Source organism: Pseudomonas defluvii (assembly GCF_001695625.1).
Lineage (GTDB): Bacteria > Pseudomonadota > Gammaproteobacteria > Pseudomonadales > Pseudomonadaceae > Aquipseudomonas > Aquipseudomonas defluvii.
Genome location: NZ_MBPN01000006.1, coordinates 14,387 through 37,940, shown reverse-complemented (window position 1 = coordinate 37,940; position 23,554 = coordinate 14,387). Strand labels below are relative to the sequence as shown.

General features: G+C 60.2%; 23 protein-coding genes. 16 read left to right on the top strand and 7 right to left on the bottom strand.

All coding sequences use genetic code 11. The features are described from left to right. The first annotated feature begins 36 nt into the window (after nucleotides 1-36). Entirely contained in the window at nucleotides 37-669 is a 633-nt protein-coding gene (locus tag EKA13_RS02740; protein ID WP_065758012.1) for a 2OG-Fe(II) oxygenase, read from the top strand. A gap of 1 nt (nucleotide 670) precedes the next feature. Beyond that, nucleotides 671-1,159 (top strand): 2-thiouracil desulfurase family protein, encoded by a 489-nt coding sequence (locus tag EKA13_RS02735; protein ID WP_065758011.1) that lies wholly within the window; start codon nucleotides 671-673, stop codon nucleotides 1,157-1,159. Here the strand turns inward: EKA13_RS02735 and EKA13_RS02730 are convergent. Continuing rightward, complete coding sequence (locus EKA13_RS02730; protein ID WP_065758010.1) at nucleotides 1,156-1,926, bottom strand: transporter substrate-binding domain-containing protein; 771 nt, start codon at nucleotides 1,924-1,926, stop codon at nucleotides 1,156-1,158. The genes EKA13_RS02735 and EKA13_RS02730 overlap by 4 nt on opposite strands. Nucleotides 1,927-2,158: 232 nt before the next feature. Between EKA13_RS02730 and EKA13_RS02725 the strand changes: the two genes are divergently transcribed. Then, a complete protein-coding gene (locus EKA13_RS02725) occupies nucleotides 2,159-2,632 on the top strand; it encodes a DUF4399 domain-containing protein (RefSeq protein ID WP_065758009.1) in 474 nt (157 codons plus the stop codon). Nucleotides 2,633-2,691: 59 nt separating this feature from the next. On the opposite strand, the gene serA is transcribed toward EKA13_RS02725, so the two are convergent. After that, entirely contained in the window at nucleotides 2,692-3,921 is a 1,230-nt protein-coding gene (gene serA, locus EKA13_RS02720) for a phosphoglycerate dehydrogenase (protein ID WP_065758008.1), read from the bottom strand. Nucleotides 3,922-4,093: 172 nt separating this feature from the next. Here serA and EKA13_RS02715 point away from each other — a divergent pair, with 172 nt between their 5' ends. From EKA13_RS02715 to EKA13_RS02700, 4 genes are all read left to right on the top strand, one after another. Further along, nucleotides 4,094-5,491, top strand: coding sequence for an FAD-binding oxidoreductase (locus tag EKA13_RS02715; protein ID WP_065758007.1), 1,398 nt, complete (start codon nucleotides 4,094-4,096; stop codon nucleotides 5,489-5,491). Nucleotides 5,492-5,533: 42 nt separating this feature from the next. Further along, nucleotides 5,534-6,199 carry a fumarylacetoacetate hydrolase family protein gene (locus tag EKA13_RS02710; protein ID WP_065758006.1) on the top strand — a complete coding sequence of 222 codons (666 nt, stop codon included), beginning with the start codon at nucleotides 5,534-5,536 and terminating at the stop codon, nucleotides 6,197-6,199. 177 nt (nucleotides 6,200-6,376) lie between these two features. Then, entirely contained in the window at nucleotides 6,377-7,309 is a 933-nt protein-coding gene (locus EKA13_RS02705; protein WP_065758005.1) for an SdiA-regulated domain-containing protein, read from the top strand. An 80-nt stretch (nucleotides 7,310-7,389) separates the two neighbouring features. After that, nucleotides 7,390-8,304, top strand: a complete 915-nt coding sequence (locus tag EKA13_RS02700) for an SdiA-regulated domain-containing protein (protein ID WP_065758004.1) — start codon at nucleotides 7,390-7,392, stop codon at nucleotides 8,302-8,304. 40 nt (nucleotides 8,305-8,344) lie between these two features. Here the strand turns inward: EKA13_RS02700 and rpiA are convergent, their stop codons facing one another. After that, on the bottom strand, nucleotides 8,345-9,016 hold the full coding sequence (rpiA, locus tag EKA13_RS02695; protein WP_065758003.1) for a ribose-5-phosphate isomerase RpiA: 672 nt from the start codon (nucleotides 9,014-9,016) through the stop codon (nucleotides 8,345-8,347). A 136-nt stretch (nucleotides 9,017-9,152) separates the two neighbouring features. Here rpiA and ilvA point away from each other — a divergent pair, with 136 nt between their 5' ends. Both ilvA and EKA13_RS02685 read left to right on the top strand, forming a co-directional pair. Beyond that, the gene (gene ilvA / locus EKA13_RS02690; protein WP_065758002.1) at nucleotides 9,153-10,667 is read left to right on the top strand and encodes a threonine ammonia-lyase, biosynthetic; all 1,515 of its coding nucleotides are present in this window, start codon (nucleotides 9,153-9,155) and stop codon (nucleotides 10,665-10,667) included. A 47-nt stretch (nucleotides 10,668-10,714) separates the two neighbouring features. Further along, nucleotides 10,715-11,125 carry a DUF2269 family protein gene (locus EKA13_RS02685; RefSeq protein WP_065758001.1) on the top strand — a complete coding sequence of 137 codons (411 nt, stop codon included), beginning with the start codon at nucleotides 10,715-10,717 and terminating at the stop codon, nucleotides 11,123-11,125. A gap of 74 nt (nucleotides 11,126-11,199) precedes the next feature. On the opposite strand, the gene EKA13_RS02680 is transcribed toward EKA13_RS02685, so the two are convergent. Further along, nucleotides 11,200-11,856: a histidinol-phosphatase gene (locus EKA13_RS02680; RefSeq protein WP_065758000.1), complete on the bottom strand. Its 657-nt coding sequence runs from the start codon at nucleotides 11,854-11,856 to the stop codon at nucleotides 11,200-11,202. A 140-nt stretch (nucleotides 11,857-11,996) separates the two neighbouring features. Between EKA13_RS02680 and EKA13_RS02675 the strand changes: the two genes are divergently transcribed. Continuing rightward, entirely contained in the window at nucleotides 11,997-12,476 is a 480-nt protein-coding gene (locus EKA13_RS02675; RefSeq protein WP_065757999.1) for an RNA pyrophosphohydrolase, read from the top strand. A gap of 22 nt (nucleotides 12,477-12,498) precedes the next feature. Further along, nucleotides 12,499-14,778: a phosphoenolpyruvate--protein phosphotransferase gene (ptsP, locus tag EKA13_RS02670; protein ID WP_065757998.1), complete on the top strand. Its 2,280-nt coding sequence runs from the start codon at nucleotides 12,499-12,501 to the stop codon at nucleotides 14,776-14,778. Between the two features lie 87 nt (nucleotides 14,779-14,865). On the opposite strand, the gene EKA13_RS02665 is transcribed toward ptsP, so the two are convergent. Continuing rightward, nucleotides 14,866-15,612, bottom strand: a complete 747-nt coding sequence (locus tag EKA13_RS02665; RefSeq protein ID WP_065757997.1) for an NRDE family protein — start codon at nucleotides 15,610-15,612, stop codon at nucleotides 14,866-14,868. Between the two features lie 112 nt (nucleotides 15,613-15,724). Here EKA13_RS02665 and EKA13_RS02660 point away from each other — a divergent pair, with 112 nt between their 5' ends. From EKA13_RS02660 to EKA13_RS02650, 3 genes are read left to right on the top strand one after another with little or no spacing between them, the layout of a single operon-like run. Beyond that, a complete protein-coding gene (locus tag EKA13_RS02660; RefSeq protein WP_065757996.1) occupies nucleotides 15,725-16,507 on the top strand; it encodes a sulfite exporter TauE/SafE family protein in 783 nt (260 codons plus the stop codon). Between the two features lie 16 nt (nucleotides 16,508-16,523). Then, nucleotides 16,524-17,336, top strand: a complete 813-nt coding sequence (lgt, locus tag EKA13_RS02655) for a prolipoprotein diacylglyceryl transferase (protein ID WP_065757995.1) — start codon at nucleotides 16,524-16,526, stop codon at nucleotides 17,334-17,336. A gap of 48 nt (nucleotides 17,337-17,384) precedes the next feature. Beyond that, nucleotides 17,385-18,356, top strand: a complete 972-nt coding sequence (locus EKA13_RS02650) for a thymidylate synthase (RefSeq protein ID WP_065757994.1) — start codon at nucleotides 17,385-17,387, stop codon at nucleotides 18,354-18,356. A 53-nt stretch (nucleotides 18,357-18,409) separates the two neighbouring features. Here EKA13_RS02650 and lysA read toward each other — a convergent pair whose 3' ends face one another. Then, on the bottom strand, nucleotides 18,410-19,648 hold the full coding sequence (gene lysA / locus EKA13_RS02645; RefSeq protein WP_218060837.1) for a diaminopimelate decarboxylase: 1,239 nt from the start codon (nucleotides 19,646-19,648) through the stop codon (nucleotides 18,410-18,412). A gap of 194 nt (nucleotides 19,649-19,842) precedes the next feature. Between lysA and EKA13_RS02640 the strand changes: the two genes are divergently transcribed. Further along, on the top strand, nucleotides 19,843-20,766 hold the full coding sequence (locus EKA13_RS02640) for a LysR family transcriptional regulator (protein ID WP_065757993.1): 924 nt from the start codon (nucleotides 19,843-19,845) through the stop codon (nucleotides 20,764-20,766). Between the two features lie 6 nt (nucleotides 20,767-20,772). On the opposite strand, the gene cadR is transcribed toward EKA13_RS02640, so the two are convergent. After that, nucleotides 20,773-21,216: a Cd(II)/Pb(II)-responsive transcriptional regulator gene (gene cadR / locus EKA13_RS02635; RefSeq protein ID WP_065757992.1), complete on the bottom strand. Its 444-nt coding sequence runs from the start codon at nucleotides 21,214-21,216 to the stop codon at nucleotides 20,773-20,775. A gap of 82 nt (nucleotides 21,217-21,298) precedes the next feature. Here cadR and EKA13_RS02630 point away from each other — a divergent pair, with 82 nt between their 5' ends. After that, complete coding sequence (locus EKA13_RS02630) at nucleotides 21,299-23,554, top strand: heavy metal translocating P-type ATPase (RefSeq protein ID WP_065758068.1); 2,256 nt, start codon at nucleotides 21,299-21,301, stop codon at nucleotides 23,552-23,554.

Here is a 23,554-nt window from a genome sequence, read left to right as displayed (position 1 = left end):
AAGTGGCGCTGTCGATTTTTTTGGCAGATAGATACTATGCGCGGCATGCGCATATCCTCTGATCACCCACTGTTGTTACGTATCGTTGATGACCTGGCCAGCCATGGCTGGTCGCAGCAGAATATTTTCCTGCCAGAAACCCTGACGCGGGCGCTGGCGGCTGAGTGCCGCAAGCGTGAGACCGAGGGTGATCTAGCCCCGGCAGCCGTCGGGCGCGGCGCTACCCAGGAGGTTCGCGAGGGCATTCGCGGCGACCATATTCAGTGGATCGAGCCCGGTGAGTCCGAGGCTTGCGATCAGTACCTGGGGGTGATGGACAGCCTGCGCGAGGCAATGAACCGCAGCTTGTTCCTTGGGCTTGAGGACTTTGAATGCCACTTTGCGTTCTATCCGCCAGGTGCGTTCTATCGCCAGCACCTGGACCGATTCCGCGACGATGACCGACGTATGGTGTCGGCGGTGCTTTACCTCAATGAAGCCTGGCTGCCAGAGAACGGCGGACAACTGCGCATGAGCCTCAAAGGTGGGGTCGAGCATGATGTACAGCCAACTGGCGGTTGCCTGGTGGTGTTCCTCTCCGGGGACATTCCCCATGAGGTGCTGCCGGCCACTCGTGATCGCCTGTCCCTGACGGGCTGGTTTCGCCGACGCGGCAACGAGCCGTTCTGACATGCACAAGGTGTTGGTCAGTGCCTGCCTGCTCGGCCAGCCGGTGCGTTATGACGGTCGTGCCAGCGGGTATCCGGATTGCCTGCTGCAATGGCAACGGCAAGGTCGTGTCGTGCCCTTGTGCCCCGAGGTGGCAGGTGGTTTGCCGACACCGCGGCCACCTGCGGAAATCCCCGGAGGCCAGGGCGCTGCCGTACTTGAGGGGCGTGTAGTGGTCGTGAACGTCGATGGCGAGGATGTCAGTACGGCCTTTTTGGCCGGTGCCGAGCGGGCATTGCAGCTGGTGCGGCAACACGGCATCCGTATTGCCGTGCTCAAGTCCGGTAGCCCGTCCTGTGGCAATGCCCTGACCTATGACGGCACGTTCAGTGGCACCAAGGTGCCGGGCGAGGGTGTTACCACGGCACTGCTGCGCCGCGAGGGCGTTCAGGTCTTCAGCGAGCTGGAGCTGGACGCCGCATTACAGGCATTGAATGCGCTTGAGGCTTAAGGCTTCGGCGGTTTGCTGGCATCCATCCCGAACCATTTTTCCGACATCGCGCTCAACCGACCATCGTTCTTGATGCGCTGCAGTGCGCTGTCCAGAGCGCTGTGGAAAGCCGGGTTACCCTTCTGGAAGGGAATCGCCAGGTTGAGCACAGGGCCGACAGTTGCACCTTCGGTAACGGGCAGTTTGCTGTCGCGCACGGCATAGGGCACCAGCAAACGATCACTGATGACGGCGTCGATCTGATCGTCGGCCATGTCCTTTATGGGCTGGTGCGTATCCGGATAGCCGCGCAGGTCTACGCCTTCAATGACGCGCGCCTGTTCGGCAAACTGGCTGCCCTGAACGAAGCCCAGGGTGTGCCCCTTCAGGGCATCAAGGGTTGTCAGTGGGCGTTTTTCTTCCTTGCGCACGATAAGTTGGGCGCTGGAGTAGCTGTAGGGCGCGCTGAAATCCAGGCGATCCTTGAGCTCAGGGGTTGCGCTGATCTGATTGAGGGCGATGTCGTATTTGCCGCTTTCCACGCCCATGATCAGGTCGGTAGCGTCGGTCACGATAAACGAAGCGTTGACGTCCAGTTCATTTGCCAGGGCGCGTCCCAGTTCAATCTCGAAGCCGCTCAGTTGGTCATTGTCCTTGAAATTGAACGGTGGGTTGGATGCCTGGACGGCAATGCGCAGTTCGTTGCGGTCGTTAACGTCGTCGATCAGTTCCGCGTGCGCTGCTGTACTGAGCAGGGCTGCAAGCAATACCCCTATGGTCAAACGCATTGTTGCCCCTGTTTTATTTTGGCAGTTGAAGATCTGTTCGCCGCGACTTTATGCAAATGCTGCGGTCGAACGCCACCTAGGACCTTGGTCGGTAGTGGATGTTAGACGTTTCCTACAAAATATTTTGTAGGAACACAGACAAACACAGAGCGTTCCAATTGATCTATGGTTATTGGCTGCTGCCGCACTATTTTGCAGCCTCTGTTAGTGAAGTAAATCACAGGAGTAGTGAATGAAAAGCCTGATTTCGTGTGCAGCCATTGCTGGTCTGCTGATGGGCGTCTCCGTTGTGGCGGCAGCCGAAGGCCTGAAAAGCCAGGAACCGCCTGCAGGGGCCAAGGTTTCCATTCTGTCCCCTGCCGATGGGGCTACGGTGGACAAGACCTTTACCGTCAAGTTTGGTATCGAAGGCATGGCGCTCAAGCCTGCCGGCGATGATACCCCGCATACCGGTCATCACCACCTGTTGGTCGACGTGAGCAAAGAGCCTGCTGCTGACCAGGTACTGCCAGCCACGGTGTTGCCGGCCGACAATCAGCCGCTGCCGCCGGGTGAGCATGTTGTTCATTTCGGTAAGGCGCAGACTGAAACCCAGATCACCTTGACGCCAGGCAAGCACACGCTGCAACTGGTGCTGGGCGACAAGTTCCACGTGCCATTCAAGCCAAGTGTTGAATCGAAGAAGATCACAGTGACCGTCAAGTAAACACGGCACACAAAAAAAGGGAGGCCATCAGGGCCTCCCTTTTTTATGCCGCAGGATGCTTAGAACAGAACGCGGGAACGGATGGTGCCCTTGATCTGTTGCAGTTTTTCCTGGGCCAGGTCGGAGTACTCGGCATCTACGTCGATAACCACGTAACCCACCTTCTCGTTGGTCTGCAGGAACTGACCGGAGATGTTGATGGCGTTTTCGGCGAAGACCTTGTTGATCTCGCTGAGAACACCCGGGATGTTTTGGTGGATGTGCAGCAGACGGTGCTTGCCTGGGTGGGCCGGAAGGGCCACTTCAGGGAAGTTGACCGAGGATACCGACGTACCGTTGTCGCTGTACTTGACCAGTTTTTCTGCCACTTCCAGGCCGATGTTGGCCTGCGCTTCGGCAGTCGAGCCACCGATGTGCGGGGTCAGGATGACGTTGTCCAGGCCGCGCAGCGGGCTTTCGAACTCTTCATCGTTGGAGCGTGGCTCGACCGGGAATACGTCGATGGCGGCGCCGATCAGGTGCTTGTCCTTGATGGCGGCAGCCAGGTGGTCCAGTTCGACCACGGTGCCACGGGCGGCGTTGATCAGGATGCCGCCTTTCTTGATGGCGCGAATTTCCTTCTCGCCGATCATCCACTGGGTGGCTGCAGTTTCTGGAACGTGCAGCGAGACGATGTCGCACATGCCCAGCAGCTCGTGCAGGTTGTTCACCTGAGTGGCGTTACCCAGCGGCAGCTTGGTGATGGTGTCGTAGAAGTAAACCTGCATGCCCAGGCCTTCAGCCAGGACCGACAGTTGGGTGCCGATCGAGCCGTAGCCGACGATACCCAGCTTCTTGCCACGGATCTCGAAGGAGTTGGCCGCGCTCTTGATCCAGCCACCACGGTGGCAGGACGCGTTCTTCTCCGGGATGCCGCGTAGCAGCAGGATGGCCTCGGCCAGTACCAGTTCGGCAACGGAACGGGTGTTGGAGTACGGTGCGTTGAACACGGCGATACCGCGTTCGCGAGCCGCGTTGAGGTCGACCTGGTTGGTACCAATGCAGAAACAGCCGACAGCGACCAGTTTCTTGGCGCAGTCGAAAACCTCTTCGGTCAGTTGAGTGCGCGAGCGGATACCGATGAAGTGAGCATCGGCGATCTTTTCCTTCAGATCGGCATCGGGCAGAGAGCCGGTGAGGTACTCAATGTTGGTGTACCCGGCGGCCTTAAGGACGTCCACGGCAGTTTGGTGGACGCCTTCGAGGAGAAGGAACTTGATCTTGCTCTTATCGAGAGAAGTCTTGCTCATCTGCGTAAACCTGTGTCCCGGAGAAAAAATGGCAGGGAAGAGAAGCTGTCGCAGATCGGCCTGAAGCACGATTAGCGGGGGGCATATGCTAGCATAACGACCCCTTGATACGCCCATCCCTGGCACGTGAAGAGTCCTCAGGGTGACTATGAATTGTTCGAGAGTTCTATCGATGACCAATCCTGCGCTGATTGATGAGCTGTTGACTCTGGTTGAACCTGGCAAGGTACTCACCGACGCTGCTTCCCTCGATACGTACGGCAAGGATTGGACCAAACATTTTGCGCCGGCACCGCTGGCCATCGTGTTTCCGAAGAGCATCGAACAGGTACAGGCCATCGTCCGCTGGGCCAACCAGCGCAAGGTTGCGCTGGTGCCGTCGGGCGGGCGAACCGGGCTTTCCGCCGCAGCCGTGGCGGCCAATGGCGAAGTGGTAGTGGCCTTCGACTACATGAACCAGATTCTCGGTTTCAACGCCGGTGATCGTACGGTCGTCTGCCAGCCTGGGGTGATTACCGCGCAACTGCAGCAGTTCGCGGCAGACCAGGGGCTGTACTACCCAGTTGACTTTGCCTCAGCAGGATCAAGCCAGATTGGCGGCAATATCGGCACCAATGCCGGCGGTATCAAGGTTATTCGCTACGGTATGACCCGTAATTGGGTGGCTGGCCTGAAAGTCGTCACCGGCAAGGGCGACCTGCTTGAGTTGAACAAGGACTTGATCAAGAACGCCACCGGTTACGATCTGCGTCAGTTGTTCATTGGGGCTGAAGGCACTCTGGGCTTTGTGGTTGAAGCCACGATGCGCCTGGACCGCGCGCCGAAGAATCTCACCGCGATGGTCCTGGGCACCCCGGACTTCGACTCGATCATGCCGGTGCTGCATGCTTTCCAGGGCAAACTGGACCTCACTGCCTTTGAGTTCTTCTCCGACAAGGCCCTGGCCAAGATCATGGGGCGTGGCGATGTGCCGGCACCCTTTGACACCGACTGCCCGTTCTATGCCTTGCTGGAGTTCGAGGCGAGCACCGAAGAGGTGGCCAACGACGCCCTGGCAACCTTCGAGCACTGTGTGGAGCAAGGCTGGGTAATCGACGGTGTGATGAGCCAGAGCGAGCAACAACTGAAAAACCTCTGGAAACTGCGTGAGTACATCTCCGAGACCATCTCGCACTGGACGCCCTACAAGAACGACATCTCGGTCACCGTATCGAAAGTGCCGGTGTTCTTGAAGGATATCGATGCGATTGTCGGCGAGCATTACCCTGATTTTGAAGTCGTCTGGTATGGCCACATCGGCGACGGCAATTTGCACCTGAACATCCTCAAGCCGGAAAACCTGAGTAAGGACGAGTTCTTCGCCAAGTGCGCTACCGTCAACAAATGGGTTTTCGAAATAGTAGAGAAGTACAACGGCTCGATTTCTGCCGAGCACGGTGTTGGCATGACCAAGCGCGACTACCTGACCTACAGCCGTTCGCCCGTGGAAATCGAGTACATGAAGGCGGTTAAGGCCGCCTTCGACCCGAATGGGATCATGAACCCGGGCAAGATCTTCCCGGTCGAGTGACGCGTTTCCCCCAAAAGTGATTAACAGCGCCAGGAGTCGGCAATGAGCTACCAGCACCAGTATCTAGACGGCACGCGTATTCACTTCCCGTTGGGCAAGGTGGTGTGCATTGGCCGTAATTACGCCGAACATGCCAAGGAACTGAATAACCCGGTACCGACTGAACCCTTGTTGTTCATCAAGCCCGGCAGTTGTGTCGTGCCGCTCGAGGGTGGCTTCAAGATCCCGACCGAGCGTGGTTCGGTGCACTACGAGGCGGAAATCGCCGTGTTGCTGGGCAAGTCGCTGTCGACCCAGCCCGACGAGGAAGAAGTGCTCGATGCGATCTCCGGCTTCGCCCCGGCACTGGACCTGACCCTGCGTGACGTTCAGTCCAAGCTGAAGGAAAAGGGCTTGCCCTGGGAGTTGGCCAAGTCGTTCGATGGCGCCTGCGTTCTGGCACCGTTCGTGCCGGCCAGTACCTTCGAGGACCTGACCGATATCGGCATTCGTCTGAGCATCAATGGCGAGGTACGCCAGGATGGCAACAGCGAGCTGATGCTTAATCCGATTGTTCCGATGATCCAGTACATGGCGGCACAGTTTTCCCTGCAGGCCGGTGATGTGATCCTCACCGGTACGCCAGCAGGCGTCGGCCCGCTGAATCAGGGGGACGAACTGGTGCTGGAGCTGCCTGGCATCAGCCGTTTCGAAAGCAAGGTACTCTGAGCGCCGGTACGCCGGATCTGTGTGGCAGTCGTAATGGCTGCCACCTGCTTTATCGTTACAGTCAGCCTGCTTTTACCGATTTTTTCACAAGTCATCCGGATAATGCCTGCGCATTGGTTCACGTGAACCTGCCGGTGCTGTGCTATTAAATCGGTAAAAAACAAGCAGGAATCCTCGATGACCACACCGTTTCCTTCCGGCGACTCTCTGCCGTCTGTACGCAAGCGTCCTTTTATGTTGCGTTGGTCGACCTGGTTGGCGACTGCGGCGGTCATCGGCTATGGCGTGACCTATGCCATGCATTGGGATGACCGTGGCCTGCTCTGGATCAAAGAGCGTTTCGAGAGCCCGGCAGAACAACGGGCTAGCGTCTGGTTGCCGGACTACCACGCCGACATTGATGCCAAGGTGCTGCCTGGCATGGAAGATGACGAAGCTTCCGATGTCTCCTACGACCCGCAAACCAAAACCCTGTTCGCGGTGATGGGCAAGAACCCGTTCCTGGTTCAACTGACGCTGGACGGTGATGTGCTGCGCAAAATGCCCCTCAATGGCTGGAGCAACCCCGAGGGGGTTGCCGTGCTGGAGGGTGGGCGCATGGCAATTGTCGATGAGCGCGATCATACCGTGACCATCATTCGGGTCGATGCCAATACCAAGGCACTGAACAGCGCCGACTTCCCGCAATACGACCTTGGGCCGTCGAAGAATCAGAACAAGGCGTTCGAGGGGGTTGCCTGGGAGCCAAAACGCCAACGGTTGGTGTTGGGTGAGGAGCGGCCACCAAAGTTGTTCACCTGGAGTAGCGATAGTTCGGGCCAATTGAGCGGTCAGAAACAGTCGCTGTCCAGCGACGAACTCGATCTGCGCAATGTATCTGCCCTTGGCATCGATCCACGTACGGGCCATATGCTGGTGCTGTCGGCCGACTCCAACATGTTGCTCGAGCTGGATCAGCAGGGCCAACAGGTCAGCTTCATGACCCTGCAGGGCGGCTTCAACGGTTTGCAAAAGCGTATTCCACGGGCTGAAGGGGTTGCCATGGATGAGCAGGGCACGCTGTATATGGTCAGCGAGCCGAACCTGTTCTATCGCTTCCGCAAGCACTAAGCGTGCTTGCCCTGGTGCTTTAAGCTTCGATTCAGGTGGGTATGGTTAGCTTTAGGTCGATTTTTGTTGAGTCTGCCTGAATGCGACGTTTTATCCGTTTACCTCTGCTTGCTTTGCTTATCAGCCTGTCGGCCCTTTCTTTGTTGGCTTTGGCGGCGCACGAGTATCGATTGCTCGAGCGCGGTTGGTTCAACCTCAAGACCTGGTGGCAGCCGGTCGAGCACGGTATTGGCCTGGATCGCTATCAGGTCGTACTTGAAGCCAAGCCTATCGAGGGGCTGGACGATGACCTCTCTGCACTGACCTACGACCCTGATCGTAAAAGCCTGTTCAGTGTCACCAACAAGCGTTCAGAACTGATAGAGCTGTCGCTGGATGGCGTCATCGTGAGGCGCTTGCCGTTGATTGGTTTCGGCGACCCGGAAGCCGTTGAGTATGTCGGGCCTGGCAGCTATGTCATCACCGACGAGCGCCAACAGCGGCTGATCCTTGCTCAACTGAATGATGACACCCGTGTGCTGGATGCCAGTACCGCTGAGCAGCTGTCTCTGGGGGTTGGTCTGAACGGCAACAAAGGGTTCGAGGGTTTGGCCTATGACTCGGCAGGCAAGCGTCTGTTCGTGGCCAAGGAGCGCGACCCGATGTTGATCTACGAGGTGCAGGGGTTCCCTCATGAGGGCGACGGGCAGCCTTATTCCGTGCATGTAGTGCAGGATCGCCAGCGTGATTCACGGTTGTTCATGCGTGATTTGTCGAGCCTGGTGTTCGATGAGCGCAGCGGCCATTTGCTGGCCTTGTCGGACGAATCGAAACTGGTGCTGGAGCTGGATACTGAAGGGAAACCGTTGAACAGCTTGTCTCTGCACAAGGGTTTTCAAGGGTTGCAGCAGAGCGTGCCGCAGGCAGAAGGTATTGCCCTGGACGATGCCGGGACGCTCTACCTGGTCAGTGAACCCAACCTGTTCTACATCTTCAAGAAGCAACCGGCCCCGTAAACGACCATCGTTGGGGGCCGGCCTGAGCTTGACGGGTGTATCAGTTACGCAGTGTTTTTACGCCTTCCGGGGTACCCAGCAGCAGCAGGTCGGCAGGGCGCGCGGCGAACAGACCGTTGGTGACGACACCAACGATGGCGTTGATCTGATTTTCCAGTTCCACCGGGTTGGTGATCTGCAGGTTGTACACATCGAGGATGATGTTGCCGTTGTCGGTTACCACGCCTTCGCGGTACACCGGGTCGCCGCCCAGTTTGACCAGTTGGCGGGCAACGTGACTGCGGGCCATCGGGATCACTTCCACTGGCAGCGGGAAGGCGCCCAGTACCGGAACCAGCTTGCTGGCGTCAGCGATGCAGATGAAGGTCTTGGCCACGGCGGCAACGATCTTCTCGCGGGTAAGTGCGGCGCCGCCGCCCTTGATCAGGGCCAGGTGCTCGTTGCTTTCGTCGGCACCGTCGACATAGAACTCCAACTCGCTGACGGTGTTCAGCTCATACACCGGAATGCCATGGCCTTTCAGGCGCGCAGCAGTGGCTTCGGAACTGGCAACGGCACCGTCGAAGGCACCTTTGTGCTTGGCCAGGGCGTCGATGAAGCAGTTGGCGGTCGAGCCGGTGCCGACGCCGACGATGCTCTTGTCATCGAGCTTGGGCAGAATGAAATCGACAGCGGCCTGGGCGACAGCCTGTTTGAGTTGGTCCTGGGTCATGCGGGCTCCGAAGCGGGGAGGAGTATCTGAGGTTGCCTAGTATAACGGCTAAAACCCCAGGCTGGCGGTGGTCGCCCGACAGGGCGCTGGGGTAGACTCCCAGGCCTTGTCCCAGCCGCCCAGTGATGCTTTCCCGATGCTCGAACAGTACGTCAAGAAGATCCTCACCTCGCGCGTCTATGACGTCGCTGTCGAAACGCCATTGCAACGTGCCGGGCAGCTGAGCAAGCGCTTGGGCAATACCGTGCTGCTCAAGCGCGAAGACCTGCAGCCGGTGTTCTCCTTCAAGATTCGTGGCGCCTACAACAAGCTGGCCCAACTGACCCCCGAAGAACTCGCCCGTGGCGTGGTCACCGCGTCGGCGGGTAACCATGCCCAGGGTGTAGCACTTGCGGCGAAGGAGTTGGGCATCAAGGCAACCATCGTCATGCCCAAGACCACGCCCGAGATCAAGGTCGAAGGTGTACGCTCGCGTGGCGGCAAGGTTGTGCTGCATGGTGATTCCTTCCCCGAAGCGCTGGCCTATTCGCTGAAACTGGTCGATGAGAAGGGCTTCGTCTACATCCACCCCTACGACGACCCGCACACCATTGCAGGCCAAGGCACCGTGGCCATGGAGATTCTGCGCCAGCACCCGGGCCAGCTGGACGCGATCTTCGTTCCGGTCGGTGGTGGTGGCCTGATTGCCGGTATCGCGGCCTACGTGAAGTACCTGCGCCCGGAGATCAAGGTGATCGGCGTCGAGCCGGATGACTCCAATTGCCTGCAAGCCGCCATGGCTGCGGGTGAGCGCGTGGTATTGCCGCAGGTCGGGTTGTTCGCCGATGGCGTGGCAGTCGCGCAAATCGGCCAGTACACCTTTGAGATCTGCAAAGACTACGTCGACGAGGTCATTACCGTCAGTACCGATGAGATCTGTGCGGCGATCAAGGATATTTACGACGATACCCGCTCGATCACTGAACCTGCGGGTGCCCTGGGTGTGGCGGGTATCAAGAAATACGTCGAACTGCGCGGTGTCAGCGGCCAGACGCTGGTGGCCATCGACTCCGGTGCCAACGTCAACTTCGACCGTCTGCGCCATGTGGCCGAGCGCGCCGAGCTGGGTGAAGGGCGTGAGGCAATCATTGCCGTGACCATCCCTGAGCAACCGGGCAGCTTCAAGGCGTTTTGCGAGGCCATTGGCAAGCGCCAGATCACCGAGTTCAACTACCGTTACCACGCCGAGGGCGAAGCCCATATTTTTGTTGGCGTGCAAACCCATCCTGACACCGACCCGCGCAGCGCCTTGTTGCAAAGCCTGAGTGAGCAGGGCTTCCCGGTGCTCGACCTGACCGACAACGAACTGGCCAAGTTGCATATCCGGCACATGGTCGGAGGTCATGCGGCGGGTGTCAGCAACGAGATGGTCCTGCGCTTCGAGTTTCCAGAGCGTCCGGGTGCGTTGTTCAACTTCCTCAACAAACTGGGTGGGCGCTGGAACATCTCGATGTTCCATTACCGTAACCACGGTGCGGCTGACGGCCGTGTGGTTGCAGGTTTGCAGGTGCCGGACGAAGAGCGCCATCTGGTGCCCGCAGCGCTGGCCAAGATCGGCTACCCCTACTGGGATGAAACCGAGAACCCGGCGTACCGGCTGTTCCTCGGCTGAGGCTGCTACGCTCAAGACGATGCTTTGACGGGGCGGGATGCTTTCGTATGGAAACTTTAAGCGTGATGAAAATGTTGCATGGCCTGGCGACGGCGTTGTCGCTGGGGTGTGCGCTGGGTCTGGTGTTCCAGGCGTGGCGTCAGCGCGCCAATACGGTAGCCGGCCCAGCGACGAGCCTGCAGCGGCCCTGGTTGTTCGTCTGGATTCTGATGGGCCTGAGCCTGTTCAGCCTGCCCTTCAGTGGCTGGTGGCTGGTGCACCTGATTGGTTGGCCGCTGGAACAGGCCTGGCTGCTTGGCGGGGCCGTACTCTACCTGCTGGGGTGCGTGTGCTGGTTGCTGCTGGTAGGGCGACTGGGCAAGGCCACAGCCAGTCGACGCTCGGTCGTGATACTGGCAGCGCTGAGCGCGGTTATTTTCCTCAGCATCATCGGCCTGATGGTCGCTAAACCGGTGTAATCGTCGCGCCTGTCGCCAGCACACCCTGCACTACTTGGGTGCAGGACGTGCTGGCGATTGATTGCCTTCAGCCCTTAGTCACGCAGGCTGATGACTCTCCAGCCACGCTTTTCGGCTTCGGCGCGCAGGTTCGGGTCCGGGTCGACCGCAATCGGGTGCTCGACCGCTTCCAGCAGCGCCAGGTCGTTCATCGAGTCGCTGTAGAAATGGCTGCCTTCCAGGCTGAAGCCGTTTTCCAGCAGCCAGCGATTAAGGCGTGTCACTTTGCCTTCACGGAAACACGGTATATCGGTACTGCGCCCGCTGTAACGGCCATCAATCATCTCGCATTCGGTGGCCAGCAGGGTTTGTACGCCCAGGCGCTTGGCAATCGGGCCGGTGATGAAACGGTTGGTGGCGGTGATGATCACCAGCTTGTCGCCTGCGCTACGGTGTTCTTCCAGCAGTTCAAGGGCTTTGGGCAGGATGATCGGCTCAACGCAGTCGCGCATGAAGTCGCGGTGCCATTCGTCGAGTTGCGCCATTTCGGTTCTGGCGAGGATTTCCAGGCTGAAGTTCAGGTAGTCGTTCAGATTCAGCTTGCCGGCCAGGTAGTCCTGATAGAAGGCATCGTTGCGGTTCTGGTACTCGACAGGGTCGAGAATGCCGCGCTCGCAGAGGTAATCGCCCCATGCGTGATCGCTGTCACCGCCAAGGAGAGTATTGTCCAGATCGAATAAAGCCAGGCGCATTGCAGTCACTCGCATAACATCTGAAAAGTCCTTAAGAATACGGACTTTTCACATCGATGCACATAAGGTCCGCAGGCGCGTTGCTGGCCTTGTGGGCTTTGTGGAACAATGCGGGGACATGCGTTTGCGAGGTTGCTGCCGTGATCGACCCCGATGGTTTTCGCCCCAATGTCGGGATCATTCTGACGAATGATGCCGGGCAGGTGCTATGGGCTCGTCGTATCAACCAGGATGCCTGGCAGTTTCCCCAGGGCGGGATCAACCCCGAGGAAACACCAGAAGAGGCCTTGTACCGCGAGCTGAACGAAGAAGTGGGGCTTGAACGACATGATGTTGAAATTCTTGCCTGCACCCGTGGCTGGTTGCGTTATCGTTTACCCCAACGCCTGGTGCGTACCCACAGCCAACCGCTGTGTATCGGCCAGAAACAGAAATGGTTTCTCCTGCGCCTGGTGTCCAATGAGCAGCGAGTGCGGATGGATTTGACCGGGAAACCGGAGTTCGATGGCTGGCGTTGGGTCAGTTATTGGTACCCGCTGGGCCAGGTGGTGACATTCAAGCGCGAGGTTTACCGCCGCGCTCTCAAAGAGCTTGCACCGCGCCTGTTGGCGCGCGACTGACGACGGAGTTCGACCCCGAGCCATGCTCAATACGCTGCGCAAGATCGTCCAGGAAGTTAACTCCGCCAAGGATCTGAAAACGGCGTTGGGGATTATTGTCTTGCGCGTCAAAGAGGCCATGGGCAGTCAGGTCTGCTCGGTCTACTTGCTTGATCCCGAAACCAACCGTTTCGTCCTGATGGCCACCGAGGGCCTGAACAAGCGGTCTATCGGCAAGGTCAGCATGGCCCCCAACGAAGGCCTGGTCGGCCTCGTGGGCACCCGCGAAGAGCCGCTGAACCTCGAAAACGCCGCCGATCACCCGCGTTATCGCTACTTTGCCGAAACGGGCGAAGAACGCTTTGCCTCGTTCCTCGGGGCGCCGATCATCCACCACCGTCGCGTGGTTGGTGTTCTGGTTATCCAGCAAAAAGAGCGCCGCCAGTTCGATGAGGGCGAAGAAGCCTTCCTCGTGACCATGAGCGCGCAGCTTGCCGGGGTTATCGCCCATGCCGAGGCGACAGGTTCGATCCGTGGCCTGGGCCGCCAAGGCAAAGGTATCCAGGAAGCCAAATTCGTCGGTGTGCCGGGTTCGCCGGGTGCAGCGGTCGGTACCGCCGTGGTCATGCTGCCGCCGGCCGACCTCGACGTCGTGCCGGATAAGACCGTCACGGACATCGACGCCGAGCTAAGCCTGTTCAACAACGCCCTTGAAGGCGTGCGCAACGACATGCGCACCCTCTCGGCCAAGCTGGCTACCCAGTTGCGCCCAGAAGAGCGGGCGTTGTTCGACGTCTACCTGATGATGCTCGAAGATGCTGCCCTGGGCGGTGAAGTCGTGCAGGTGATCAAGACCGGCCAATGGGCCCAAGGCGCCTTGCGTCAGGTGGTCGGCGAGCACGTCAGCCGTTTCGAGCTGATGGACGACGACTACCTGCGGGAGAGGGCTTCCGACGTGAAGGATCTGGGCCGGCGACTGCTGGCCTACCTGCAGGAGGCCCGCCAGCAGACGCTGGTCTATCCCGACAACACGATTCTGGTCAGCGAAGAGCTGACCCCTGCCATGCTTGGCGAAGTGCCTGAGGGCAAGCTTGCGGGCCTGGTCTCGGTATTGGGTTCGGGTAACTCCCACGTTGCGATCCTGGCCCGGGCCATGGGTATTCCGACGGTCATGGGCCTGGTCGACCTGCCGTACTCCAAGGTCGACGGCATTCAGATGATCGTCGACGGCTACCACGGCGAGGTCTACACCAACCCCAGCGAGGTACTGCGCAAGCAGTATGCCGAGGTGGTGGAAGAGGAGCGCCAGTTGGCTCAGGGGCTCGACGCCCTGCGCGAGCTGCCGTGCATCACTACCGACGGCCATCGCATGCCGCTGTGGGTGAACACCGGCCTGCTTGCCGATGTCGCCCGCGCCCAGCAGCGCGGTGCCGAGGGTGTCGGCCTGTACCGCACCGAAGTCCCGTTCATGATCAACCAGCGCTTCCCCAGCGAGAAGGAACAGCTGGCGATCTACCGCGAGCAACTGGCGGCGTTTCATCCGCAGCCTGTGACCATGCGCAGCCTGGACATCGGCGGCGACAAGGCCTTGTCCTATTTCCCGATCAAGGAAGACAACCCCTTCCTCGGCTGGCGCGGTATCCGCGTGACCCTCGACCACCCCGAGATCTTCCTGGTGCAGACCCGCGCCATGCTCAAGGCCAGCGAAGGGTTGAACAACCTGCGCATTCTGCTGCCGATGATTTCCGGTATTCATGAGCTGGAAGAGGCCTTGCATCTGATCCACCGCGCCTGGGGCGAAGTGCGTGATGAAGGTACCGATGTGCCGATGCCGCCGGTGGGAGTGATGATCGAGATTCCTGCGGCGGTCTACCAGACCCGCGAACTGGCACGCATGGTGGACTTCCTGTCGGTCGGCTCCAACGACCTGACGCAGTACCTGTTGGCCGTCGACCGCAACAACCCGCGGGTTGCCGACCTGTACGACTACCTGCACCCGGCGGTGCTGCAAGCGTTGCAGAACGTAGTCAACGACGCTCATGCCGAAGGCAAACCGGTGAGTATCTGCGGTGAGATGGCCGGTGATCCGGCGGCGGCGGTGCTGCTCATGGCCATGGGCTTTGACAGCCTGTCGATGAACGCCACCAACCTGCCCAAGGTGAAGTGGATGCTGCGTCAGATCAGCCTGAGCCAGTCCAAGGACTTGTTGGCCCAGGCCATGAAGATCGACAACCCGCAAGTTATCCACAGCTCGCTGCAATTGGCCCTGAAGAACCTGGGCCTGGCGCGGATGATCAACCCGGCGTCGCCGAAGACCTTGTAGGGGCTGCTACGCCGCGTCATCGCTATAACCTTGCGCGGTGCCTGTCTCTCAGGCACCGCGCATTTCATAGGTTCGCATTTCATAGGGTCATAGGTGCAATGCCACCTCGCCCAAATGCCCGCCAAAGGGCCCGAAGCTGCGCTCTACCAACTGCCGCGAACCATCTGCCGACACCAGCAGCACCGTGCTGGCCCGTGTGCCGTAGCTCTGGCTGGCAATGAACACACTCGACAACAGCCGCTCCGTGGCCATGCCTACGCCGGTTTCCGGCAGTTCGCTTTCTGCCGCCTGTTGGCCATCGGCCAGCAACGTCAACAATGCCTCGGGCTGAGGCTCATGCAACTGTGCCTGCAGCGCGGCACGGGCCTTGAGCAACTTGGGCCAAGGTGTGTCGAGCCCGGCATTGGAAAGGCCATAGACGCCGGTATCCAGCAGCCTAGGGGTGGCCTCCCGCGCACTCAAGTACGCCAACTGTTGCCCATCGCTCAGCAGCAAATTGAAGCCGCTGTACTCCGAGGCACGGCTGGCCACCTGATCCAGATAGGCCTCGATAGGCTGCGTCCCGGTCAGAAACCCCGACACCAACTCGCCCCGTGAGCGCTGGCCCAGAGGCTGGTCGGGGTCGCGGATGTTGGTCAGTGCGGCGAAGCGACCGGCAGGGCCGACGCCCAGCCAGGTGCCACCGGCTTCCAGGTCGCGGCCGGCATACACCCCTGGCGCATCGGCCCAATGGCTGAGCGGTTGGGCAGGGCGGGCATAGAATTCATCGCGGTTGGCGGCAACGATCAGCGGCTGGGGATGCCCCGGTCGCCAGGCAAAAACGATCAGGCACATGGCTGGACTTTCCTGGGTTTTCACTCACTGTAACAGAGCCTTCGCTGCGAGCCACTGGAGCCATTACCCCGGCTTCCGTTACCATGCCGGACAGAATTTTCCGGGGGCGACAATGGAATTCCTGCTCTATCTAGTGCTGGGTGCCTGTGCAGGCGTGCTGGCCGGGCTGTTCGGCGTTGGTGGCGGCATCATTATCGTGCCGGTATTGGTCTTCAGTTTCACCGCGCAGGGCTTTGACGCCTCGGTATTGACCCATCTGGCGGTCGGCACCTCGTTGGCGACCATCGTCTTCACCTCGGTCAATGCCATTCGCGAACACCATCGCAAAGGCGCGGTGCAGTGGCCGATCTTCATCTGGATGACCCTTGGGATCCTGATCGGCGCCGGCATTGGTGCGAAAACCGCCTCGGCGATTCAGGGCCCGAACCTGCAAAAGATCATTGGTGTGTTCGCCCTGATCATTGCCCTGCAGATGGCGCTGGACCTCAAGCCCAAGGCCAGCCGCAGCATCCCTGGCAAAGCCGGCCTTACCGCTGTCGGCAGTGTGATCGGCTGGGCCTCGGCGATCTTCGGCATTGGCGGCGGCTCGCTGACCGTGCCGTTTTTGACCTGGCGCAGCTTGCCGATGCAGCAGGCGGTGGCGACTTCATCGGCCTGCGGCTTCCCGATTGCCCTGGCCAGTGCGCTAAGTTTCATGGTTCTGGGCTGGCACGACCCGTTGTTGCCAGCGCATAGTCTCGGGTTCGTGTATTTACCGGCGCTGTTGGGTATTGCCCTGACCAGTATGTTTTTTGCCCGTTTTGGTGCGCGGCTGGCCCACAAGCTGTCGCCCCGCCTGTTGAAACGGCTGTTTGCCGCACTGTTGTTTTGTGTCGGCCTGAGCTTTTTGCTTTAAGAATAGAGGACGTTTGATGCTGCCTTATCCGAATATCGACCCTGTGGCCGTGGCCATCGGGCCGCTGAAAATCCACTGGTACGGTCTGATGTACCTGATCGGCATCGGCGGCGCCTGGCTGCTGGCATCGCGCCGGTTGAAGCGTTTCGACCCGACCTGGAGCCGCGAAAAGCTTTCCGACCTGGTGTTCTGGCTGTCCATGGGGGTGATTGTCGGTGGCCGCTTGGGGTACGTACTGTTCTATGACCTGAGTGCGTACCTGGCCAATCCCGCGTTGATTTTCGAAGTCTGGAAGGGCGGCATGTCGTTCCATGGCGGCTTTATCGGCGTCATGCTGGCGGCCCTGTGGTTCGGCAAGCGTAACAACAAGTCGTTCTTTGAGCTGATGGACTTCGTTGCACCGCTAGTACCGATTGGCCTGGGTGCGGGGCGTATCGGCAACTTCATCAACGCCGAATTGTGGGGCAAGGCGACCGATGTGCCGTGGGCCATGGTCTTCCCGCCCTTCAGTGATCCGGCACAATTGCCGCGCCATCCGTCGCAGCTTTACCAGTTTGCACTGGAAGGTGTGGCATTGTTCCTGGTTCTCTGGCTGTATTCGCGCAAACCACGCCCGACGATGGCCATTTCCGGTATGTTCGCGCTGTTCTACGGCATCTTCCGCTTCATCGTCGAGTTCGTCCGCGTGCCCGATGCGCAACTGGGCTACATCGCGTTTGGTTGGTTGACCATGGGCCAACTGCTTTGCGTACCAATGATCCTCGGTGGTATCGGGTTGATCTGGTGGGCCTATCGCCGCGCGCCGACCGCCAAGGGCGCTGCGCTTTAAATGTGTAAGGCAGGGGTGCGCCTCTGCCTGTTTTGAAACAGGTAAGTCATGAAGCAATATCTAGATCTGGTCGCCCACGTGATCAAGCACGGCACCCTGCAGGGTAACCGTACCGGCATCCGCACCATCAGCTTCCCCGGTGCCATGCTGCGTTTCGACCTGCAGGAGGGCTTCCCGGCCATCACCACCCGCCGCCTGGCGTTCAAGTCAGCCATTGGCGAGATGGTCGGTTTCCTGCGCGGTGTGAAGAACGCTGCGCAGTTCCGCGAACTGGGCTGCAAGGTCTGGGACCAGAACGCCAACGAGAATGCGCAGTGGCTGGCCAACCCGTTCCGTCAGGGCGCCGACGACCTGGGTGAAATCTACGGCGTGCAATGGCGCCAGTGGCCGGCGTACAAGCGTATTGCGCTGAGTAACCCGGCTGCCATCGCGCTCGCTCAAAGCCAGGGCTTCCAGACGATTGCCGAGGCCGAGGAAGGCGGTGAAGCGTTCGTGGTGCTGTACAAGGCCATTGACCAGATTCGCCAGTGCGTCGACACCATCATCAATGACCCAGGCAGCCGACGCATCCTGTTCCACGGCTGGAACTGTGCCCAGCTTGACGAGATGGCCCTGCCGCCGTGCCACTTGCTGTACCAGTTCCACCCGAATGTCGAAACCAAGGAAATTTCCCTGACCCTCTACATCCGCTCCAACGATCTGGGCCTTGGCACGCCGTTCAACCTCACCGAAGGCGCTGCACTGCTGTCGCTGGTGGGCCGTCTGACCGGTTACACGCCACGCTGGTTCACTTACTTCATTGGCGATGCGCACGTCTATGAGAACCACCTGGACATGCTCAACGAGCAGCTCAAGCGCGAACCACTGGCCGCGCCGAAGCTGGTGATCTCCGACCGCGTGCCGGAATTCGCCAAGACGGGTATTTACCAGCCCGAGTGGCTGGAACTGATCGAGCCGAGCGACTTCAGCCTTGAAGGCTACGAGCACCATGCGCCGATGACCGCGCCAATGGCGGTCTGACCGCCGCCTCACAACACAGGCCATTGCGGCCTGTGTTGTGTTTGGTTACAGCCTCAGGCGTCCAGTTCAAGCGCCAGCAACGACTCAAGGCTTTGGCGTTTGCGGATCAACCGACAGGCCTCGCCGTCGATCAGTACTTCAGCGGCATGCCCGCGGCTGTTGTAGTTCGACGACATCGACGCGCCATAGGCACCGGCGGTATGGAACACCAGGTAATCCCCCACCTGAGCCGACGGCAGCAGGCGCGATTCGACAATGCCGCCTTCAAGCTGAGTAAACACATCACCGGATTCGCACAACGGGCCTGCTACCACGGTAGCGCGCGGCGGACGCGGCGCCTGCGCGGTGCCAGGCTGTGGAATCAGTGAAATCTCGTGGTAGCTGCCGTACATCGAGGGGCGCATCAGGTCATTGAAGCCGGCATCGACCAGGGTGAAGTGGTTGCCGCCCATCGGCTTGGTCCCGCGTACTTCAGCGACCAGCAGGCCGGACTCGGCCACCAGAAAACGACCCGGCTCGATTTCCAGGCGCACCGGGTGACCCAACTGCTGCTCGATCTGCTGTTTGGCTTCACGCCACTGCGTGAGGTAGTGCGCGATGTCTACGGCCTGCTCGCCATCGCGGTAAGGTACCGACAGCCCGCCACCGGTAGAGATCGCTTCGATGTCGTGGTCCAGGCGGCCAATCAGTTCCACCATGGCGCTGCATACTCGCTGCAGGTGGGAGTAGTCCACGCCCGAGCCGATATGGAAATGCAGGCCGACCAGATGCAGCTGATATTTGCGAACCTGGGCCAGCGCCTCTTGCAGCTGCTCGTGCCAGATTCCGTGCTTGCTGTTTTCACCGCCGGTGTTGGTCTTGTTGCTATGGCCGTGACCGAAGCCCGGGTTGATGCGCAGCCAGACCCGGTGCCCAGGGGAGCGCTCGCCCAGTTGCTCAAGCATGTCGATCGAGCCCACGTTGACCTCGATTTGCGTTTCTACCACGCGGTTCAGGGTGGCCCGGTCGAACAGGTCGGCGGTGAACACCACTTCGGCAGCACCTGAGGTGCGGCCGGTTTTGAAGCCGGCCTTGAGTGCGCGCTCGATTTCACCGAGTGACACGGCATCAACCGCTACCCCCGCTTCACGCATCAGGCGCAATACATGCAGGTTCGAGCAGGCTTTCTGGGCGAAGCGGATGGTGTCGAAGCCCGCCAGTTGCTGGATGCGCTGACGAATTACCTGGGCGTCGTACACCCACAGTGGGGTGCCGTGTTCGGCGACCAACCGGGTCAGCATGCTATCGGTGATGGCGGTGGTCCGGCATGGGCCTGGACGTTGTGCGGCGGCGTGTTCCAATGATGTTCTCCCTGGGGTTTGGCGCGGCCCCGGCGTGGCGGGGCGTGGATGGCCTGCATCATGGAGAAAGGTGGGGGCGGCATAAAATATCAATTTGCCGTGAGGTCATTCATTTATGATATGGCTTTCGATCTCCCGAGCGGCCCATGTCCATCTCCTTGCGTCACATTGAGGTTTTCCGTGCGGTCATGACCTCGGGCAGCGTGACCGAGGCCGCCGCCATGCTGCACACCTCGCAGCCGACCGTCAGCCGTGAACTGGCGCGCTTCGAGCAACTGTCCCGTTTGAAGCTGTTCGAGCGGGCCCGCGGTCGATTACGACCGACCTCACAGGCGCTGGCGCTGTTCGAGGAAGTGCAGCGGGCCTACTTTGGCCTTGATCGCATTCTCAATACGGTGGACGCCCTGCGCGAGTTCGAGCAGGGGCAGTTGTCGATTGTTTGCCTGCCGGTGTTTTCCCAGTCGCTGCTGCCCAAGACCTGCCAGCGCTTTCTGGCGCAGTTCCCCAAGGCCAGTGTCACCATCAGCCAGCAAGAATCGCCTTTGCTGGAAGAATGGCTCTCCGCGCAGCGGCACGACATCGGCCTGACCGAGGTGAGCAGCACGCCGCCTGGCACCGTGCTATCGCCGCTGATGACTGTGGATGAGGTTTGTGTATTGCCCAACGGGCATCCGTTGCTGGAAAAGCAACGCCTGGCGCCCGCCGACTTTTCCGGGCAACCCTTTATCAGCCTGTCCACACTGGACACCTACCGGCAGCAGATCGACGAAATCTTCCGGCAAGCGCAGGTCGAGCGGCGCTTGGTACTGGACACCCACAGTGCGGCATCGGTGTGCTCAATGGTCCGCGAGGGGATTGGCCTGGCGATCGTCAACCCGCTGACCGCCCTGGACTTCGTTGGCCAGGGTGTGCAGATCCGTCCCTTCACGGTGCCGATTCCCTTTACCGTGAATATCGTCAAACCCCTGCATCGGCCACCGTCACAGTTGGTCAGCCTGTTCGAGGACGCCCTGCGCCAGCAGGCAGAGGCGGTCAAGGCGCAGTTGGCGGTTAATCCCCAGGCACTGTGAGGGCCATCAGTGGCCGTGGCTGCGGCCTACGTGTGAATGCTCTGCGCCCGGCGCGGTGACCGCCCCGTTGACCTCCAGATGCTGCAGGATCGAGCACTGTTCCTCTTGGGCGTGGCAATGCTGGCGCAGTTCCAGCAACTGCTCCTGCAAGGCCAGCAACCCGTCGATCCGTGCCTTGACGTGCTGAATATGTTCATCGATCAGCGCGTTGACGCTTTCACACTGAGCCTCCGGGCTGTCGCGCAGACGCAGCAGGCTGCGGATTTCATCCAGGGTCATGTCGAGGGTTCGACAGTTGCGGATAAAGGTCAGGCGCTCGACATGCGCCTGGGTGTAGAGCCTGTAATTACCCTCGCTGCGCGCAGGCTCTGGCAGCAGGCCTTCGCGCTCGTAGTAGCGGATGGTTTCCACCGGGCAGTCAGTCGTTTTGGCCAGTTCACCGATTTTCATTGCACATTCCCCGGCAGATTGCTTGACCCTATAGTGGCTACAGGGTGTGTACTTGGCAACAGGACCTTTAGGGATGAACCGTATGCACCAGCCTGTCAGCCACAACCACGCCCATAAGGCGCATGATGACCACGACAATGACCACGCTCATGGCCATCAAGCGCACGGCCATGCCTGTTGCTCGGCTGCCGAGGCGCCGGCGCTGATTCAGTTGAGCGAGGCGAGCAGTGCCAACGCTCGCCTGAGCCGCTTTCGGATCGAGGCCATGGACTGCCCGACCGAACAGACCCTGATCCAGAACGCGCTGGGCAAACTGGCGGGGATCGAGCAACTGGAATTCAACTTGATCAACCGCGTGCTTGGCGTGCGGCATACCCTGGTTGAGGCAAAGGTTATCGAGCAGGTCATCGCTGGCCTGGGCATGCAGGCCGAACCGCTGACAGAGAACGCCGAGGCGCAGGATGAGCCGCGTGTAACGGCGAAGAAGCCTTGGTGGCCGCTGGCGCTTTCTGGCGTCGCGGCCCTGGTGGCGGAAGTCATTCACTTCACGGCGGTCGCGCCGAACTGGGTGGTGGCACTGGTCGCGCTGGTGGCGATCCTCAGCGGCGGCCTGGGTACTTACAAGAAGGGCTGGATCGCCCTGAAAAACCGCAACCTGAACATCAACGCCCTGATGAGCATCGCGGTGACCGGTGCAGTGCTGATCGGTCAGTGGCCGGAAGCGGCGATGGTGATGTTCCTGTTTACCTTGGCCGAACTGATCGAGGCCCGCTCGCTGGACCGTGCGCGTAACGCCATCGGCGGCTTGATGCAGTTGAGCCCTGACCGCGCCACCGTGCAACAGGCTGATGGCCAGTGGCTGGAGATGGAGGTCAAACACGTGGCGTTGGGCGCTCGTGTACGGGTTCGTCCCGGTGAGCGTATCGGTTTGGACGGTGAGGTACTGCTGGGGCAATCCAGCGTCGATCAGGCGCCGATCACCGGCGAAAGCCTGCCCGTCGAGAAAGGGCCGGGCGACAAACTGTTCGCCGGCACCATCAACCAGGGTGGGGCCTTGGAGTTCCGTGTAACAGCGCCCGCCGGTCAATCGACCCTGGCGCGGATCATTAAGGCCGTGGAGCAGGCACAAGGTGCGCGTGCGCCGACGCAGCGCTTCGTTGATCAGTTCTCGCGCATTTACACCCCGGTGGTGTTTGCCCTTGCCCTGCTTGTAGCGGTCGTGCCGCCAGTGTTCACTGGAGCCGCGTGGTTCGACTGGATCTACCGGGCCTTGGTCTTGCTGGTGGTCGCGTGCCCTTGTGCCTTGGTGATTTCTACCCCGGTGACGATTGTCAGTGGCCTGGCCGCTGCTGCGCGCAAGGGCATTCTGATCAAGGGGGGCGTGTACCTGGAGGGCGGTCGCAAGCTTGATTTCCTGGCCTTGGACAAGACCGGCACCCTAACCCACGGCAAACCGGTGCAGACCGATTTCCAACTGCTCGATCCACTGTTCGAAAGCGCCGCGCAGCGCATCGCCGCCAGCCTCGCCGCCCGTTCCGACCACCCGGTGTCCCATGCGGTAGCGCAGCAGGCCGAACAGCAGGGCATCGTCGTGCATGAGGTTCATGACTTCCAGGCCCTGCCGGGGCGAGGGGTTCGCGGGCTGGTCGAGGGCACCTTGTACCACCTGGGTAACCATCGGCTGGTAGAAGACCTTGGCCTGTGCTCGCCGCAACTGGAAGCCCGTCTCGATCTTCTGGAGCGTCAGGGCAAAAGTGTCGTGTTGTTGCTTGACGGCTCCGGCCCGGTGGCGTTGTTTGCCGTGGCCGACACGGTCAAGGACAGCAGCCGTGAGGCCATCGCTCAATTGCACGAACTGGGCATCCGCACCGTCATGCTGACCGGCGACAACCCGCATACCGCCGAGGCCATTGCCGCCCAGGTGGGCATCGATCAGGCCTACGGAAACCTGTTGCCCGCCGACAAGCTCAAGACCATTGAAGACCTCTACAGCAAAGGTCATCGGGTGGGCATGGTCGGCGACGGTATCAACGATGCTCCGGCACTGGCACGGGCCGAAATTGGCTTTGCCATGGCTGCAGCCGGCACCGACACGGCCATCGAGACGGCCGACGTGGCGTTGATGGATGACGACTTGCGCAAAATCCCGGCCTTCGTCAGGCTCTCGCGCAACAGCGCGGCGATTCTGAAGCAGAACATCGTGCTGGCGCTGGGGATCAAGGCGATCTTCCTGGGCATCACCTTTGCTGGCATGGCGACCATGTGGATGGCCGTGTTTGCCGATATGGGCGTCAGTCTGTTGGTGGTCTTCAACGGTCTGCGTCTGCTGAGAAAATGA